The following is a 15,391-nucleotide window of genomic DNA, read 5'->3' on the forward strand; positions in this document are numbered from 1 at the left end:
GCTATAATGATGTGTAAAAAGGATGGGGAAACGTATGTGGAGCGAACATGTTACGTTAGAGTATCCGTATCATTTTGAAGAAGTATTAAAACGTTTATCTTTTGATCCTCTTAACGTCATTCAATTAGATGAGAAAGTTATTTATATCCCGCTTTGTATAGACGAGGAACAGGTTGTTGTTCGCTTACAAGGGATTGGTACTGTTCAAAATCCACAGTTTTGGATTTCTAGTCAGACAGGAGATCCAGAGAAAGTCATGAAACGAATGAGGGCCATTTTTCATTGGAATGAACCGTTTCAAGATATACAAAATCATTTTTTAAACACATCATTACGTCCACTATTTGAAATATATGCTTATACTCCAATTATTTTAGAATTTGATTATTTTGCTTGTCTTCTTCGCTGTATCATTCACCAACAAATAAATTTGAAATTTGCTACTGTGTTAACAGAACAATTTGTGAAACGGTATGGAACAGAGAAGAACGGTGTATTCTTTTTCCCCACTCCGGAAATAGTAGCAAATATTTCAATAGAAGAATTGAGAGAGCAGAAGTTTAGTCAGCGAAAGGCTGAATATATAGTAGGATTAGGTCGAAGTATTGTCAGTGGTACATTAAATTTAGCGAGTATAGAAAATGGGACAGAAGAAGAAGTTTCAGCACAATTGTTGCCAATTAGGGGAATTGGTGCATGGACAGTGCAAAACTTTTTAATGTTTGGGCTTGGACGGAAAAATATGTTCCCGAAAGCGGACATTGGGATTCAGCGTGCAGTGCAAGGTATATTTCAATTAGATGATAAACCTGATGATGCATTTTTAGAAAAAGTGAAACAAGAGTGTGAACCATACTGCAGTTATGCAGCGTTATATTTATGGAAAAGTATAGAGTAGAGGTGTAATAATGATACAAAAGCAACATGAGAGTAAGTTGGAAGTTGGTCAAACGTTTCCTGTGACAATTAAACGTCTTGGGATTAACGGAGAAGGCGTTGGTTATTTTAAGAGACAAGTTGTTTTCATTCCAGGGGCATTACCAGGAGAAGAAGTTGTTGCAGAAACAACGAAAATTCAGCGTGGCTTCGCTGAAGCGAAAGTGAAAAAAGTTCGTAAAGCTTCACCGCATCGTGTGAAAGCACCGTGTCCAGTATATGAGGAGTGCGGCGGTTGCCAATTGCAACATTTAGACTATAAAGAACAACTAAATCAAAAGCGTGATATCGTTGTACAAGCATTCCAGAAGTATATGAACAACGGTTTGGAAGAGAAAATTCGTCCGACGCTTGGCATGGAAAATCCATGGCATTATCGTAATAAGAGTCAACTACAAGTGGGGCGTAAAGACGAAAAGGTTATTACAGGGCTGTATAAACAAAACTCACATCAGTTAATTGATATTGCTCATTGTATGATTCAACATAAAGTAACGAATGAAGCGACAAAAGTTGTAAGACGTATATTAGAAAAGTTAAATGTTTCTATTTATAATGAGAAAAAGCAAAAAGGTTTAGTACGTACAATTGTGACACGTACTGCAGTGCAAACAGGGGAAGTACAAGTTACACTTATTACAACAAAAGAAGAATTGCCAAATAAAGAGCAATTTATCGCAGAAGTACAAAAACAGATGCCAGCTGTTAAATCAATTATGCAAAATGTAAACTGGCGTAAAACATCTGTTATTTTCGGTGATAAAACATTTAAATTGGCTGGAAAAGAAGTAATTCAAGAAACACTTGGTGATTTATCATTTGAATTATCAGCACGTGCATTCTTCCAGTTGAATCCAGAACAAACGGTTGTTTTATACAATGAAGCGAAAAAAGCCGCTGCTTTAACAGGCAATGAGAAAATTGTAGATGCGTATTGTGGCGTTGGTACAATCGGACTTTGGCTTGCAAATGATGCAGCGGAAGTACGTGGTATGGATGTAATTCCAGAAGCGATTGCAGATGCAAGAAAAAATGCGAAGCGTCACGGATTTACAAATACGAAATATGAAGCAGGTAAAGCTGAACAATGGTTACCGAAATGGGTAAAAGAAGGATGGCGTCCAGATGTAATTGTTGTTGATCCACCACGTACAGGTTGCGATGATAAATTACTGGAAACAATTTTAAAAGTGAAGCCGAAACAAGTTGTCTATGTGTCTTGTAATCCTTCATCATTAGCACGTGATGTACAAGTATTAATGAAGAGCTATGAAGTGGAGTATGTGCAACCAGTTGATATGTTCCCGCATACAGCTCACGTAGAAAATGTAGTGAAGCTTGTTAGAAAGTAAAGTTTATTAATATTCCCTCATGGTATGAGGGAATATTTTCTATGAAGGAGAATGAAATGTACAATTATAAATTAACGATTCAGTACGATGGTGCACGTTTTAAAGGATGGCAACGTCTCGGTAATAACGATAATACGATTCAAGGAAAAATCGAAAGTGTCATCTCTGAAATGGTCGGAAAAGAAATTGAAATTATCGGTTGTAGTAGAACAGACGCTGGTGTACATGCTTTGAATCAAGTTGCTAACTTTCAAAGTGATGAGAAGTTAGTGGAACATAAAGTGAAAAAATATTTAAATCAATATTTACCTAATGATATTAGCATTACGAATGTGGAAGAAGTACATGATCGCTTCCATGCTCGTTACAATTCTAAAGCAAAAACATATCTGTATAAAATTTGGAATGAAGAGCATACAAATCCATTTATGCGTAAATATAGCATGCATGTGAATAAAAAATTAAATGTGAAAAGCATGAAAGCAGCTGCGAAACATTTAGTTGGTTCACATGATTTTACTGCTTTTTCAAATGCGAAATCAAAGAAAAAATCTATGGTTCGAGAAGTATATACACTTGATGTGATGGAAGAGGCAGGGTTTGTACAAATTAGAGTAAGTGGTAACGGCTTCCTTCATAATATGGTAAGAAAAATTGTCGGGGCATTAATTGAAGTTGGATTAGGACAATTAGACGCTGAAGCAATTCCAAACATTTTAGAGGAAAAGCAGCGCAATCAAATTAATTGTCTTGCTGAGGCAAGTGGGTTGTATTTAGAGAATGTTGAGTTTTAATGGCAAATAAAAAAATCGGGCTAAGTAGCTCGATTTTTTTAGTATTACGAAGATTTTTCGTTTTTTATACGTAGCTTCAAATTCCAAAAAGCAGCAAGCATAATAGCTGCAAAGGAGCCACTAATTGTTCCTAATAGCTTTGCATAAGGAAAGCTACTCATATCACCATTAATGAATAACATTATACATAGAACAGCAGGGAGAAGGTATAAGTAGTGTAATAACTTTAATTTTTTATCATTACTCATATATATAGCCCCTTTCTAGCATGTTATATGTTTATTATAACATATTTTACCAAGTTATTTTTGCACTTGGAGACATGTTTATTTCATATGTGTAAATGCAGTTTTTTAATTCGATATTGTAAGTTTTGCCTACTTAATCCTAAAAATTTTGCAGCTTGTGAGATGTTGCCATGATTTTCTTTAAGAATTTGGTTAATGTAGTTCTTTTCCATTTTTTCTATTGTGTGTTTTAAAGTTTTAGGTGCATCAGTATTTTGATTAGTTAGTGCATGTTGCATATTGAATTCTGTTTTTATTCGTTCACGAAAGCGAGTAGGCATATGAAACGCTGTAATGATGGTTTCATCTTCTATCAAGTTCATGGAACCTTCAATTATATGTTCCAACTCCCGTACGTTTCCAGGCCAATCGTATGCATAGAAAAATTCTCTTACATTTACATCTACATCGGTTACATTGAGCCCAAATTGAGTATTATATTTTTCAATAAAGTGCTGAACAAGATCTGGAATATCTTCTTTTCTTTCACGTAAAGGCGGAAGACATAAAGTAACGACGCTTAATCGGTAATATAAGTCTTCTCTTAATCGATTATGTGCGATGGCTTCGAAAGGATCTTCATTGATAGTTACTATAATACGAACATCAATTTCTTTTTCGTGTGTGCCTCCGATTCTTCGTATTGTTTTTTCTTGTATAGCTCGTAGTAACTTCGCTTGAAGTGCTGGACTTAATGAGTTGATTTCATCTAATAACAAAGTTCCTCCGTTCGCTTCTTCGAATAAGCCTGATTTATCTATTGCTCCTGTAAAGGCACCTCGATTTGTGCCAAATAGTAGGCTTTCTATTAAGGTATCAGGTATAGCGGCACAGTTTTGTGAAATAAAGGGTTTGGTTGAACGCTGACTTTCATTATGGATGCTTTGTGCAAATAGTTCTTTACCAGTGCCTGTTTCCCCTACGAGAAGTATGGAGGAAGATGTACGAATTACTCTTTTTCCTTCTGTAATGATTGATTGAATGGCTTCAGAATCACCAATTATGTGATCAAAGGTAAATTTAGTGCTTTGTTTTCGAGAAGGACTTATTTTTATCGTTTGTTTTAAGTTACTAATTTCTTTTGATATTTCAATAGCGCCTTTAATTTTTCCATTTTCTATTATAGGGAAAGTATCGTTAATCGTTGTAATTTCTTGTCCTTTATTGTTAAAATACGTTTGTTTTATATTTTTCTTTGTTTTTCCAAATTTTAATGCCTCTATAAGAGTACTATTTTTATTTTCTTCAAATGCAAATACCTCTAAAGGACTTTTATATAGCACATCTAAGCGATCCATTGATTCAATTTCCATCATTTTGCGGTTATAGACAATCGTTTTACTTTCCTCATTAATAATATGAATCCCGATATCGAGTTCATTGATTAAAGTTTCATATAGCATATTCATTTCAATAATTTGTTTGAAATTAATTTCTTCTGTATGCATGTAACATCTTCTCCTCATTTCACCCTATGAAGACTGACTTTTTATAATTTTATTAAAATTCTTATAAAATCGCAAAAAAATTTTGCTATTTTTCGTTTAAAACTTTTTAAATGATCGAAAAATTTTGCGGTTGTGCACATTTTTTTGTATGAAACTCTCATTTAATATATGAATTAGAGACTTGGTACGTATTTTGCATAAATAATATTCGAAATCTCTAGAGGGGAGAATATGAATTTTTACAGGATATACAACGTTTTGGTGTCAATTAATAAGAGGGAGGAATTTATAAAGTGAAGACAGTTATAGAAGGTGTGTATAGTCCTTGTTATGGAAAAGTAGAGAAGTTATTTGTTACGGAAAGTTCTTACGTATACGAGTGGGAGAAATTAGCGTTAATTGAAACAATAGATAAACAGAAAGTAGAAATTAAGATAGGGATCAGTGGTTATATTGAATCATTAGAAGTAGTAGAAGGACAAGCTATTGCTGATCAAAAATTATTAATAACAGTAAGGGATGACCTTTTAGTAACAGGCAGTGATTAATGTAAGTGACGTGTATTTTTGCTCTTTTCAATCATTATTTTTACAATGAATACTTTTAAAAACGCTTACATTAAATGGGTTGGCAAAGTGAAAAGGGGGGATTTATATGATGGATCAAAACCAAGGATTAAAAAGAGAATTGAAAAGTAGGCACATATTTATGATTGCACTCGGTGGAGTTATTGGTACAGGACTTTTTTTAGGGTCAGGTTATACGATTCATGAGGCTGGACCTGGAGGAGCAATTGTAGCATATCTTGTCGGTGGATTTGTAATGTATTTAACGATGCTCTGTCTTGGAGAGTTGGCGGTTGCGATGCCTGACGCAGGATCTTATCAAACGTATGCGACAAAGCATATTTCTCCTGCAGCAGGTTATGTAGTGGGATGGATGTCGTGGTTAAACTGGTCTGCTACGATAGGCATTGAATTAATTGCAGTTAGTATTCTGATGAAACGTTGGTTTCCTGATGTACCGTCATGGATTTGGTGTGTAGTGTTCGCGGTACTGCTCTTTGCTATTAATGCGTTATCTTCAAGAAGTTTTGCGGAAGTGGAATTTTGGTTTGCAAGTATTAAAGTAATTACAATTATTGCATTTATTATTTTAGGTGGGACAGCAATGTTTGGGTTTCTAGATATGAAAGGAAATGAACCAGCGCCAATGTTCTCTAGCTTTACTGATTATGGTGGGTTGTTCCCCAATGGATTATCAGCCATTTTAATTACGATGATCGCAGTTAATTTTTCTTTCCAAGGAACAGAATTAGTTGGTATTGCAGCAGGTGAGAGTGAAAATCCAGAGAAAACAATCCCGAAGGCAATTAACAATACAGTTTGGCGTATACTTGTTTTCTTTGTACTATCTATTTTTATTCTTGCTGGACTATTCCCTTGGCAGCAAGCAGGAGTAATTGAAAGTCCATTTGTAGTTGTATTTGATAAAATTGGTATTCCTTATGCAGCAGATATTATAAATTTCGTTATTATTACAGCAGTGCTATCCGTTGCGAATTCAGGATTATATGCAACTTCTCGTATGCTATGGTCTATGTCTAATCAAGGAATGATTAGTCCGATTTTTGGTAAGTTATCTAAAAACGGTGTTCCTATTTATGCATTGATTGTAAGTACAATTGTAGGTTGTCTCTCATTATTATCAGGTATTTATGCGGAAGATACAGTTTATTTATGGCTGCTTTCTATCGCTGGATTCGGAGCGATACTAGTTTGGGCATCTATTGCTCTATCTAACTTATTAGCTAGAAGGACATATGTTAAGCAGGGCGGGGATGTGAAGGACTTGAAATTTAAAACACCATTGTATCCATTTGTACCACTTCTTGCGTTAGTATTAAATTTAACAGTAATCGTTGGAATGGCCTTTATTCCAGAACAAAGAATGGCATTATATTGTGGTATTCCATTTATGATTGTTTGTTTACTGTTTTATCGTGCTACAAGAAATAAGGGAAGTAATGTAGAGCATATTGAAAAGACAAATACAACGGAAGTAGAGAGTTTATAATAGTGATTAATTAGGAGACTGTAAAATTGTAAACAGTCTCTTTTTTTGTGAAAATAAAGCTGGAAACATACTATGTATGCAAAGGGGAATTAGCGATGAATCCAGAAGTTTCGCAGTTGTTAAAACAAATAGATTCAAGGAAAGAGGAATTGTTAGAACTTACAAAAACATTAATTCGTTTTGAAACACCAGCACCGCCAGCGAGAAATACAAATGAAGCGCAAGAATTTGTTGCAGAGTTTTTAAGAAAACGAAATTTTAGTATTAATAAATGGGATGTATATCCGAATGATCCGAACGTTGTTGGGGTAAAAAAAGGAATAAAAAGTGACTCATATAAAAGTCTTATTATTAATGGTCATATGGATGTAGCTGAAGTGTCAGCAGATGAGGCGTGGGAAACAGATCCATTTGATCCATTTATAAAAGATGGCTGGTTAGTTGGACGTGGCGCAGCAGATATGAAAGGTGGGCTGGCTGGAGCGCTATTTGCCATTCAACTTTTACAAGAAGCTGGTATTGAATTACCTGGAGATTTAATCTTTCAATCAGTAATAGGGGAAGAAGTTGGAGAGGCAGGAACACTTCAATGCTGCAGGCGAGGTTACGATGCTGACTTTGCAGTCGTAGTGGATACGAGTGATTTACATATGCAAGGGCAAGGTGGTGTCATTACTGGATGGATTACAGTGAAAAGTCCGCAAACGTTTCATGATGCAACGCGCAGACAAATAATCCATGCTGGAGGACGTTTATTTGGAGCGAGTGCGATTGAAAAAATGATGAAAATTGTGCAGAGCTTACAAGAATTAGAGCGTCACTGGGCAGTCATGAAAACATATGAAGGCTATCCATCTGGAACAACAACAATTAATCCAGCTGTTATTGAGGGGGGAAGGCATGCGGCGTTTATTGCGGATGAGTGCCAGTTATGGATAACAGTGCACTTCTATCCGAACGAAACACATGAACAAATAATAAAAGAAATTGAAGAATATATTGGAAAGGTAGCAGCTGCCGATCCATGGTTAAGTGAAAATCCGCCACAATTTAAGTGGGGCGGAGAATCAATGATTGTAGATCGTGGTGAAATTTTCCCTTCATTAGAAGTAGATAGGGAACATGCAGCTGTAAAAAAACTTAGCTCAGTACACGAGTCTATTTTATCAAAAAATGCAATTTTAGATATGTCTGCAACGGTAACTGATGGTGGTTGGTTTAGTGAGTTTCATATTCCAGCGATTATATATGGACCAGGTACATTAGAAGAAGCACATTCTGTAAATGAGAAAGTTGAAATTGAACAGTTAATTGAATTTACAAAAGTAATAACAGCATTTATATATGAATGGTGCCACACGAAAAAATAGATTTGTATAGTAAAATCGTACGAGTATGTATACTTGTACGATTTTTTAGTGAACTATTTCAGAGGTAAAAATAAACAACTGAAATAGTTCTTTATTTTGCTATGTCTTTCGCTTTATTTCAAGTAATTTCTCTTTTGCTAATTCAACGGCGATCGCATCATCTAAATAGCCAATTGGAAAGAGATAGTCGGGAATAATATCTGTCGATAAAATGAAATACAGTAATGCGCTCCCAAGAACTGCACGTTCTTCTTTTGAAATGGTTTCATTGCAAAATTGTTGATACATATCTGTTAATTGTTCAATAAAAGGACCAGCACTATCAATTTGCTCTAATTTACTTGCGAAACTGTCATGAATACGTTTTTCGCCTTCTGTTGTCTGGGCATAGCGTTCGTAATTTTCGAGTTCTTGTTTTACGCGAGTTGTAGTGTAATCGAAATCGAATAAGTTAGAGGATTGCAGCGTTTGCTGAATGGTATCAAGAGATGTGTACATATCTGTTTTTTCTTTATTTATGTGAGGAGAATCAGGGTACATTTCATCAAATAACAATTGGGGTGGAACTTGAAGACATTCTGCAAATTTTTGTAGATGTTTTTGTTTTGGCGGTTGTTTGCCATTAATAATTCTTGAGACTGTTGCAGGATCAATATTTGTAAGTATTCCTAGTTGGCGCATAGATAAGGCGCGTTCTTTTAAAAGTTTTTTTATTAATTTGCCAAGCCGATCATTCGGGTTTTCATTAGCCATAGTGTAGGCACTCCTTTTTTAGTATTGAAAAAATATTGAGCATTTATTACAAGTATATGAAACAGACAGGCACAGTTGCTCAACATTTTCATAATATGCATTGAAAAGTGAGAAAAAGGGGTGACTATTTATGAGTACAGTAGGCTTATTTTCAATTTTTTTAATCGGGATCGCTTCTAATTTAGATAATGCAGGTGTTGGAATTGCATATGGCATTCGTAAAATTCGTATTTCGTGGTTTAACAATTTTATCATCGCATTCTTTGGATTTTTATTTACTTTACTAGCTGGATTTTTTGGAAACTGGATTGCGTTATTTATTTCAGAGTTTACAGCAAATCTGATTGGAGCAATCGTTTTAGGGGTAATCGGTGTGTTTATTTTGTGCCAGCCTTTCTTGGGTCAAAAAAATACTGCAGGTTCTAAAGATGGTAATGTACTTATGGGCATTTTACGTAATCCGGAAAAAGCAGATTTTGATGGTTCTAAAACAATTAGTTTCTCAGAAGCAATTGTTTTAGGAGTTGCGTTGTCTATTAATAATATTGCAGGTGGATTTGATGCAGGGGTAACAAATTTAAATCTTTGGCTTACAGCGACTATTTCTGGGGTGTTTAGTTTTATTTGTATTAGTGGTTTTGCGTATGTAGGAAAACGATTTTTAGCAGAATACTTAGGAAAATGGGCGACAGTTATCGCAGGACTATTATTAATTCTTATTGGGATCGATCAGTTGTTGTAAGGAGAGTAGAAAACAAGGTTCGAGTATTTCCTTGGAAATACAGCAAGAGATTGCATATATCGACGTACTTTTCTCCATACTAATACGGATTTCTTTTAAGAAAGGGGGATTTGTATGGGACGCGGGAAAGCATTTGATCATAAGAAAAAAGGGCATGATCATCAACCACCTAAAGGTGCGTTCATTCATAAAGATGTAAATGAACATACTTTGGAAGAGGAAGAGCTACCAGTAAATATTGAGGCGTATAAAAATAGTTTAAAAAAACATTAAAAGCACCTACATAGGTGCTTTTTTACCGTATATCTTCAATTAATTGTTCGGATTCTTCATGCATACTGTACTCACTTAATACTTGAATGCAAAGCCACTTTAATTCCTCAATCGTATGCTCAAGTTCTTCAGGAAGCACATGATAAATGTCTTCAAGTCCCATCCCGAAATGAATAAGTTCAAGTACTTGATCATCGATGTTCCGATCCATTAATAATTCAAGTACTTCTAAATTGAATATGTATCGGTGAGCTTCGTCGAGTGAAACAACTTTTAACTTCAAGCTTTCTACAATACTCAATATAAAAAGAAGGATTGTTTTTTCAAGAACAGGTTGTTTTCCCATTTGAAATATTAGTTTCATCTTTCACACCTCCACATATAGCGCTAGGTTGTACTATATTATTCAGGAGGGGGGAACAAATATGCATGATATAGAGAAACTTTCAGCACTGTTTTTGTAAGAGGATTGATAACTGACAAAAGTGAGGTTTTGGCGAAATAAAAAATCCTGCTAGTATAGCAGGATAACTCGCGATTAAAAAATGCTCCAACCTTCTTGAGCAGAAAGAAGTTCAAGAATTTTAAAACCGGCAATACTATTTCCGTTTGCATCTAAAGCTGGTCCGAAAATACCGATTCCCATGTCTCCTTTTACGCAGCCAAAAATACCACCGGCTACACCACTTTTTGCAGGAATACCAACACGAATTGCAAATTCACCAGATTCGTTATACATACCACATGTGACCATAAATGTTTTGCAAATTTTTGTAATATGTTTAGGGATGATTTGTTTCTTTTTATATGGATCATATCCATCCATTGCAAAAATTAAGCCGATACGTGCTAAATCGATGCAGTTTACTTCAACTGCGCATTGACGAGTATATAAATCCATAAGTTCTTCAATATCACAATCGATAATTCCGTTTTGTTTCATATAATAACAAAGTGAACGGTTTAGGTAAGCTGTCTCTAGTTCTGAATCGGCAACTTTAGAGGAATAATTAATAGTAGGATTATCTGTTATTTCACGTACAAAATGAAGAATACGTTCCATTTTTTCCTCGTTATCTTTTCCTGCTAACATGCTTGTAATAGCTAAAGCACCTGCATTTATCATTGGATTAAGGGGTTTGGACGGACTTGTCGTTTCTAACTTAATAATAGAATTAAATGGGTCACCCGTTGGTTCCATTCCGACTTTAGAAAATACATATTCTTCACCACGGTCTAAAAGGGCAAGGGCAAGTGTAATTACTTTGGAAATACTTTGAAGAGTAAATAGTGTTTGTGAGTTGCCTGCATGGATATATTCTGTTTCTTTATGGAAAATGGCAATCCCTAAATCGTCTGGATTTGCATTTCCTAGTTCGGGGATATAAGTAGCAAGTTTTCCTTTTTTCGTATATGGTTTTACTTGTTCTAACAACTGTTGTAAGTTGTTTGTTTCAATGCACTGCATAGTACCAACGCTCCTATTTTGAATTAACTAAGTTTACTTTTCCCGATATGCTCGGAAATAAATAATAACATGAAAAAGTGGAATGATAAAACGAAAGTTCAATGTGATATAATAGGTCTTTCGTTTCGAGTATTCTGTATTTTAAAAAGGAGAAATTTCCTTTTATATAACAGTTTGGAAATAGGAGATTTATCCATAAAAAGTTCAGAAATAAAAACTACACATCTATACAACTATATGTTATTATGGTTATGTAATAGAAAGCGTTTTCTAAAGCGTACTTATAATGATAACGATTTCATAAATTTAATTAGGGGGAATTAAAATGTTGCAGTTTTTACAACGTATTGGTAAAGCTTTAATGCTTCCGATCGCAGTACTACCAGCAGCAGGATTATTGCTTCGTTTAGGGCAACCAGATGTATTTGATATTCCTGTTATGGCACAGGCCGGCGCAGCAGTTTTTGATAACTTAGCACTTATTTTTGCAATTGGTATTGCAATCGGTCTTTCAGTGGATGGTAGTGGTGCAGCAGGTCTTGCAGGTGCAATTGGTTATCTTGTTATGAAAAATAGTATTGATGCGCTTAGCAAAGGGTATTCAACTGCTGAATTACAAGATAAATTGGGTAAAGTCCAAGATTTAATAGGTAATAGCGCAAATGTAGATCCATCTAAGCTTGCGGATACAATGACACAAGTATCTAAGGCTGCTGAATTATCGACTAAAGTAGATATGAAGGTTTTAGGTGGTATTATTGTCGGTGTTATAGCGGGACTTCTTTATAATAAATTCCATAAGATTAAACTTCCAGAATGGTTAGGTTTCTTTGCTGGAAAACGTTTCGTCCCAATTGTTACATCAGTTGTGATGCTGATATTAGGAATTCTATTTGCACAAATTTGGCCAACAATTCAAAATGGTATTGATGCATTAGCTCATGGAATTGTTAATTTAGGTGCAATTGGTTCAGGATTGTTTGGTTTATTAAACCGTTTATTAATCCCAATTGGTTTACACCACGTAATGAACACATACTTCTGGTTTGTATTTGGGGACTTTACAAATGCAGCAGGTAATGTTGTTAATGGTGATATTGCTCGTTTCCTTGCCGGAGATAAAACAGCGGGTATGTTTATGACTGGTTTCTTCCCAGTTATGATGTTCGGTTTACCAGCAGCATGTTTCGCGATGATTGCAGCTGCTAAACCAGAAAAGCGTAAAGCAGTTACTGGTATGTTAGCTGGTCTAGCATTAACTTCATTCTTAACTGGTATTACAGAGCCTATTGAATTCTCATTCATGTTCTTATCACCAGTATTATATGGTATTCATGCTGTACTAACAGGTCTTTCTTTATTTATTACAACATCACTTGGCATTCATGATGGTTTCTCATTTAGTGCCGGTGCAATCGATTACGCTTTAAACTTCGGTATTGCAACAAAACCAGTCTTACTAGCAGGTATCGGTTTAATTTACGCAGCAATTTATTTCATAGTATTCTACTTCTTAATTAAGAAGTTCGATTTAAAAACTCCTGGTCGTGAAGATGATGATGAGTTAGTTGAAGATGGTGATGCACCAGTTGCAGGTTCAATTGGTGAAACTTACGTAGCAGCTTTAGGTGGAAAAGAAAACTTAACTGTTATTGATAACTGTGCAACACGTCTACGCTTACAAGTAAAAGATGCTGGTCAAGTAAACGAAGCAGCGTTAAAACGTGCTGGTGCGAAAGGTGTTATGAAATTAAGTAACACGAGTGTCCAAGTTATCGTAGGTACAAATGTTGAATCTGTTGCCGATGATATGAAAAAACACGTATAACTAATACGATAAGAGGATATCCGAAAAGATTGATGACATCAATTTTTTAGAGGATATCCTCTTTTTTGTTAATAATTTAAAGGGAATCTTACTTTTGTAAATTTTCTTTTTCTTTTTTGTACATATAGGTTGGTAATATGTGCAGTGCGTGATAAAGTAGGGATGATATAGAATGGATTATCCATAATCTACTAAAATAATTCTTTAGTAGATGAATTAAATTATTGTTGAGTAAGGGGAAAAAAGCAATTATGGATCAGGAAAAAAATAATGCGAATAGGGAAGCACGTCGGCCGATTGTATACATAAAAAGAACAATTATTTTCGTCTTACTACTATCACTTGTATATTTCATGTATACAAAAATTGTTGCGCATAATAAGAAAGAAGAAACTTTAAAAGCGGCAGCAGAAATGAAGAAACAAGAAGAGCTAAAAAAGAAAGAAGAAGAAAAAAAGAAGCAAGAAGAACAAAAACAACAAAAACAAAAAGAGCAGGAAGAACAAGTGAAGCAAGCGCAAGCTGTGGAGAAGCTTACCGAGGGACCACCTCAAGAAATTAATGAAAACGCTCAATTGGACCAGTATTTACAAAACGCAGGATTTAGTGGTACGGCTGTTATTGTGAAGAATGGAAAAGTTCTTTTAAATAAAGGGTACGGCATGGCAAATAAAGAGCAGCAAGTACCAAATAATTCAGAGACAACTTTTTATATTGGCTCTATTTCAAAGGCGTTTGTGGCAACCGCTATTATGCAGTTGAAAGATCAAAATAAATTACAAGTAGAAGATACTGTTGCAAAGTATATTCCAGACTTTCCTCAAGGTAATAGTATTCAGCTAAAACATCTATTAACACATACATCAGGGATTCCCGAATATGAGCAGGGAAAAGAAGATATTTCTCATGAAGAACTGATAAAGCGGATAGGAAATCAAAAGCGTATTGGTGGTCCAGGAGAGAAGTGGAAGTATTCTGATTCGAATTACTCTATACTTGCATACATTGCCGAGAAGGTAAGTGGACAGTCGCTCGAAGAATATATTAAACAACATATTTTTGCTATTGCGGGTATGAAACATTCTGGTTTTGGCACAGCGTTAGAACAAACAAGATTCCCATCAACGGGTTATAAAATAGTAAATAATAATATGACAACACCTAATATTCCGAGCATGTCACAACTATATGGTTGTGGTGATATATACACAAGTGCGCATGATTTATATTTATTTAACGAAGCACTATTCTCTGGTAAATTAATTTCAAAAGAGAGTTACGATCAAATGTTTACGGGTGGAAAAAAGGATTACGGGTTTGGATGGTACGTAGACCCAGGAAGCTATTCGAATCACGGTGTAATGCCAGGATGGAATTGCTTAAACGGATTTAGTAAAAATGGTAGTGTATATGTTGTTTTATTATCTAACATTCAAAATAACATTAAATCATTTGGTAAAGTGAATAACGACATTTATTCGATATTGCGGAATATTGAAGTGTAAGAAACTATCCTTTTGGATAGTTTTTTTTATGCCTTGAACCAAATATTTCTTTTAGAAAATGTATGTCTTACCTATCACAAAAATATCTATTTTGTATACATTAAGATGTATGGATGTGAAATTTTATAATCTAAAAATAATAGGAGGAGAAGTGTATGTGTCTGTTCAGAAAATATTGGCATAAATTATCGAGATTGTTTAATAGGCAATTAGATTATTTTTTAGATAATAAGTTATTACCTGCTGTGGAAAGACTTTTATTTTCACAAAACTTCGCGAGATTTATTCAAAGAAATTCTAAGCAAGCTACAGAGGAATTTATTGAATCAAGTAGATTTCAATCTATTATTTGTAACATTTTAAAAGAATGTAATACATCACCATTTAAAGAAATTGCAGAGCAGTATTTGGGTAAAAACGTAGAAATTACTGTGACAGTTGGACAGTTAACGGGTGTGATTGTAGCGGTTGGAGATGATTTCTTAACACTGCGAGAAGGAATAGGAACAGAAGTTTTATTACCATTTACAAGTATTATATCAATTAAAGAAGCGTAAGA

16 protein-coding genes and 1 pseudogene are annotated in these 15,391 nt (G+C 34.8%); 12 read left to right on the forward strand and 5 right to left on the reverse strand.

Annotated elements, in window-relative coordinates; translation table 11 throughout:
* Positions 1-34 precede the first annotated feature (34 nt).
* From AC0OM3_RS26405 to truA, 3 genes are read left to right on the forward strand one after another with little or no spacing between them, the layout of a single operon-like run.
* Positions 35-898, forward strand: a complete 864-nt coding sequence (locus AC0OM3_RS26405) for a DNA-3-methyladenine glycosylase family protein (protein ID WP_046945074.1) — start codon at positions 35-37, stop codon at positions 896-898.
* 10 nt (positions 899-908) lie between these two features.
* Positions 909-2,288, forward strand: coding sequence for a 23S rRNA (uracil(1939)-C(5))-methyltransferase RlmD (gene rlmD, locus AC0OM3_RS26410; protein ID WP_474213250.1), 1,380 nt, complete (start codon positions 909-911; stop codon positions 2,286-2,288).
* 56 nt (positions 2,289-2,344) lie between these two features.
* Positions 2,345-3,082, forward strand: coding sequence for a tRNA pseudouridine(38-40) synthase TruA (gene truA / locus AC0OM3_RS26415; RefSeq protein ID WP_002181877.1), 738 nt, complete (start codon positions 2,345-2,347; stop codon positions 3,080-3,082).
* Positions 3,083-3,126: 44 nt separating this feature from the next.
* On the opposite strand, the gene AC0OM3_RS26420 is transcribed toward truA, so the two are convergent.
* Entirely contained in the window at positions 3,127-3,330 is a 204-nt protein-coding gene (locus AC0OM3_RS26420) for a hypothetical protein (protein ID WP_000063854.1), read from the reverse strand.
* Positions 3,331-3,413: 83 nt separating this feature from the next.
* The gene (locus AC0OM3_RS26425; protein ID WP_474213251.1) at positions 3,414-4,817 is read right to left on the reverse strand and encodes a sigma-54 interaction domain-containing protein; all 1,404 of its coding nucleotides are present in this window, start codon (positions 4,815-4,817) and stop codon (positions 3,414-3,416) included.
* Between the two features lie 293 nt (positions 4,818-5,110).
* On the opposite strand from AC0OM3_RS26425, the gene AC0OM3_RS26430 reads away from it, so the two are divergent.
* The 3 genes from AC0OM3_RS26430 to AC0OM3_RS26440 all read left to right on the forward strand — a co-directional run bounded on the left by AC0OM3_RS26430 (position 5,111) and on the right by AC0OM3_RS26440 (position 8,263).
* Positions 5,111-5,365 carry a biotin/lipoyl attachment domain-containing protein gene (locus tag AC0OM3_RS26430; RefSeq protein ID WP_000859489.1) on the forward strand — a complete coding sequence of 85 codons (255 nt, stop codon included), beginning with the start codon at positions 5,111-5,113 and terminating at the stop codon, positions 5,363-5,365.
* A 106-nt stretch (positions 5,366-5,471) separates the two neighbouring features.
* Positions 5,472-6,893: an amino acid permease gene (locus AC0OM3_RS26435; protein ID WP_151522371.1), complete on the forward strand. Its 1,422-nt coding sequence runs from the start codon at positions 5,472-5,474 to the stop codon at positions 6,891-6,893.
* Between the two features lie 95 nt (positions 6,894-6,988).
* Positions 6,989-8,263, forward strand: coding sequence for an acetylornithine deacetylase (locus tag AC0OM3_RS26440; protein WP_474213252.1), 1,275 nt, complete (start codon positions 6,989-6,991; stop codon positions 8,261-8,263).
* Between the two features lie 99 nt (positions 8,264-8,362).
* Here the strand turns inward: AC0OM3_RS26440 and AC0OM3_RS26445 are convergent, their stop codons facing one another.
* The gene (locus AC0OM3_RS26445; RefSeq protein WP_001262772.1) at positions 8,363-9,016 is read right to left on the reverse strand and encodes a DUF1232 domain-containing protein; all 654 of its coding nucleotides are present in this window, start codon (positions 9,014-9,016) and stop codon (positions 8,363-8,365) included.
* A 130-nt stretch (positions 9,017-9,146) separates the two neighbouring features.
* On the opposite strand from AC0OM3_RS26445, the gene ytaF reads away from it, so the two are divergent.
* Positions 9,147-9,758 carry a sporulation membrane protein YtaF gene (ytaF, locus tag AC0OM3_RS26450; protein ID WP_000108731.1) on the forward strand — a complete coding sequence of 204 codons (612 nt, stop codon included), beginning with the start codon at positions 9,147-9,149 and terminating at the stop codon, positions 9,756-9,758.
* Between the two features lie 114 nt (positions 9,759-9,872).
* Positions 9,873-10,031, forward strand: coding sequence for a hypothetical protein (locus tag AC0OM3_RS26455; RefSeq protein ID WP_000532409.1), 159 nt, complete (start codon positions 9,873-9,875; stop codon positions 10,029-10,031).
* Positions 10,032-10,053: 22 nt separating this feature from the next.
* On the opposite strand, the gene AC0OM3_RS26460 is transcribed toward AC0OM3_RS26455, so the two are convergent.
* Together AC0OM3_RS26460 and glsA are read right to left on the reverse strand one after the other, a co-directional pair.
* Positions 10,054-10,395, reverse strand: a complete 342-nt coding sequence (locus tag AC0OM3_RS26460) for a DUF3969 family protein (protein ID WP_000766604.1) — start codon at positions 10,393-10,395, stop codon at positions 10,054-10,056.
* A gap of 174 nt (positions 10,396-10,569) precedes the next feature.
* Complete coding sequence (gene glsA / locus AC0OM3_RS26465; RefSeq protein ID WP_001149850.1) at positions 10,570-11,499, reverse strand: glutaminase A; 930 nt, start codon at positions 11,497-11,499, stop codon at positions 10,570-10,572.
* A gap of 69 nt (positions 11,500-11,568) precedes the next feature.
* Here glsA and AC0OM3_RS26470 point away from each other — a divergent pair.
* From AC0OM3_RS26470 to AC0OM3_RS26485, 4 genes and pseudogenes are all read left to right on the forward strand, one after another.
* Positions 11,569-11,683: pseudogene (locus tag AC0OM3_RS26470) on the forward strand (transcriptional regulator).
* Between the two features lie 141 nt (positions 11,684-11,824).
* Complete coding sequence (gene nagE, locus AC0OM3_RS26475) at positions 11,825-13,327, forward strand: N-acetylglucosamine-specific PTS transporter subunit IIBC (RefSeq protein WP_000938892.1); 1,503 nt, start codon at positions 11,825-11,827, stop codon at positions 13,325-13,327.
* A 251-nt stretch (positions 13,328-13,578) separates the two neighbouring features.
* Positions 13,579-14,832 carry a serine hydrolase domain-containing protein gene (locus tag AC0OM3_RS26480; RefSeq protein ID WP_000371847.1) on the forward strand — a complete coding sequence of 418 codons (1,254 nt, stop codon included), beginning with the start codon at positions 13,579-13,581 and terminating at the stop codon, positions 14,830-14,832.
* 155 nt (positions 14,833-14,987) lie between these two features.
* The gene (locus AC0OM3_RS26485; RefSeq protein ID WP_000335529.1) at positions 14,988-15,389 is read left to right on the forward strand and encodes an LSm family protein; all 402 of its coding nucleotides are present in this window, start codon (positions 14,988-14,990) and stop codon (positions 15,387-15,389) included.
* Positions 15,390-15,391 lie beyond the last annotated feature (2 nt).

It is taken from the genome of Bacillus sp. FAU20 (assembly GCF_056033865.1).

Excerpts from the sequence above, each read along its gene's own strand:
- AC0OM3_RS26405 (WP_046945074.1), top strand. The coding sequence starts at position 35 with ATGTGGAGCGAACATGTTACGTTAGAGTATCCGTATCATTTTGAAGAA.
- rlmD (WP_474213250.1), top strand. The coding sequence starts at position 909 with ATGATACAAAAGCAACATGAGAGTAAGTTGGAAGTTGGTCAAACGTTT.
- truA (WP_002181877.1), top strand. The coding sequence starts at position 2,345 with ATGTACAATTATAAATTAACGATTCAGTACGATGGTGCACGTTTTAAA.
- AC0OM3_RS26420 (WP_000063854.1), bottom strand. The coding sequence starts at position 3,330 with ATGAGTAATGATAAAAAATTAAAGTTATTACACTACTTATACCTTCTC.
- AC0OM3_RS26425 (WP_474213251.1), bottom strand. The coding sequence starts at position 4,817 with ATGCATACAGAAGAAATTAATTTCAAACAAATTATTGAAATGAATATG.
- AC0OM3_RS26435 (WP_151522371.1), top strand. The coding sequence starts at position 5,472 with ATGATGGATCAAAACCAAGGATTAAAAAGAGAATTGAAAAGTAGGCAC.
- AC0OM3_RS26440 (WP_474213252.1), top strand. The coding sequence starts at position 6,989 with ATGAATCCAGAAGTTTCGCAGTTGTTAAAACAAATAGATTCAAGGAAA.
- AC0OM3_RS26445 (WP_001262772.1), bottom strand. The coding sequence starts at position 9,016 with ATGGCTAATGAAAACCCGAATGATCGGCTTGGCAAATTAATAAAAAAA.
- ytaF (WP_000108731.1), top strand. The coding sequence starts at position 9,147 with ATGAGTACAGTAGGCTTATTTTCAATTTTTTTAATCGGGATCGCTTCT.
- AC0OM3_RS26455 (WP_000532409.1), top strand. The coding sequence starts at position 9,873 with ATGGGACGCGGGAAAGCATTTGATCATAAGAAAAAAGGGCATGATCAT.
- AC0OM3_RS26460 (WP_000766604.1), bottom strand. The coding sequence starts at position 10,395 with ATGAAACTAATATTTCAAATGGGAAAACAACCTGTTCTTGAAAAAACA.
- glsA (WP_001149850.1), bottom strand. The coding sequence starts at position 11,499 with ATGCAGTGCATTGAAACAAACAACTTACAACAGTTGTTAGAACAAGTA.
- nagE (WP_000938892.1), top strand. The coding sequence starts at position 11,825 with ATGTTGCAGTTTTTACAACGTATTGGTAAAGCTTTAATGCTTCCGATC.
- AC0OM3_RS26480 (WP_000371847.1), top strand. The coding sequence starts at position 13,579 with ATGGATCAGGAAAAAAATAATGCGAATAGGGAAGCACGTCGGCCGATT.
- AC0OM3_RS26485 (WP_000335529.1), top strand. The coding sequence starts at position 14,988 with ATGTGTCTGTTCAGAAAATATTGGCATAAATTATCGAGATTGTTTAAT.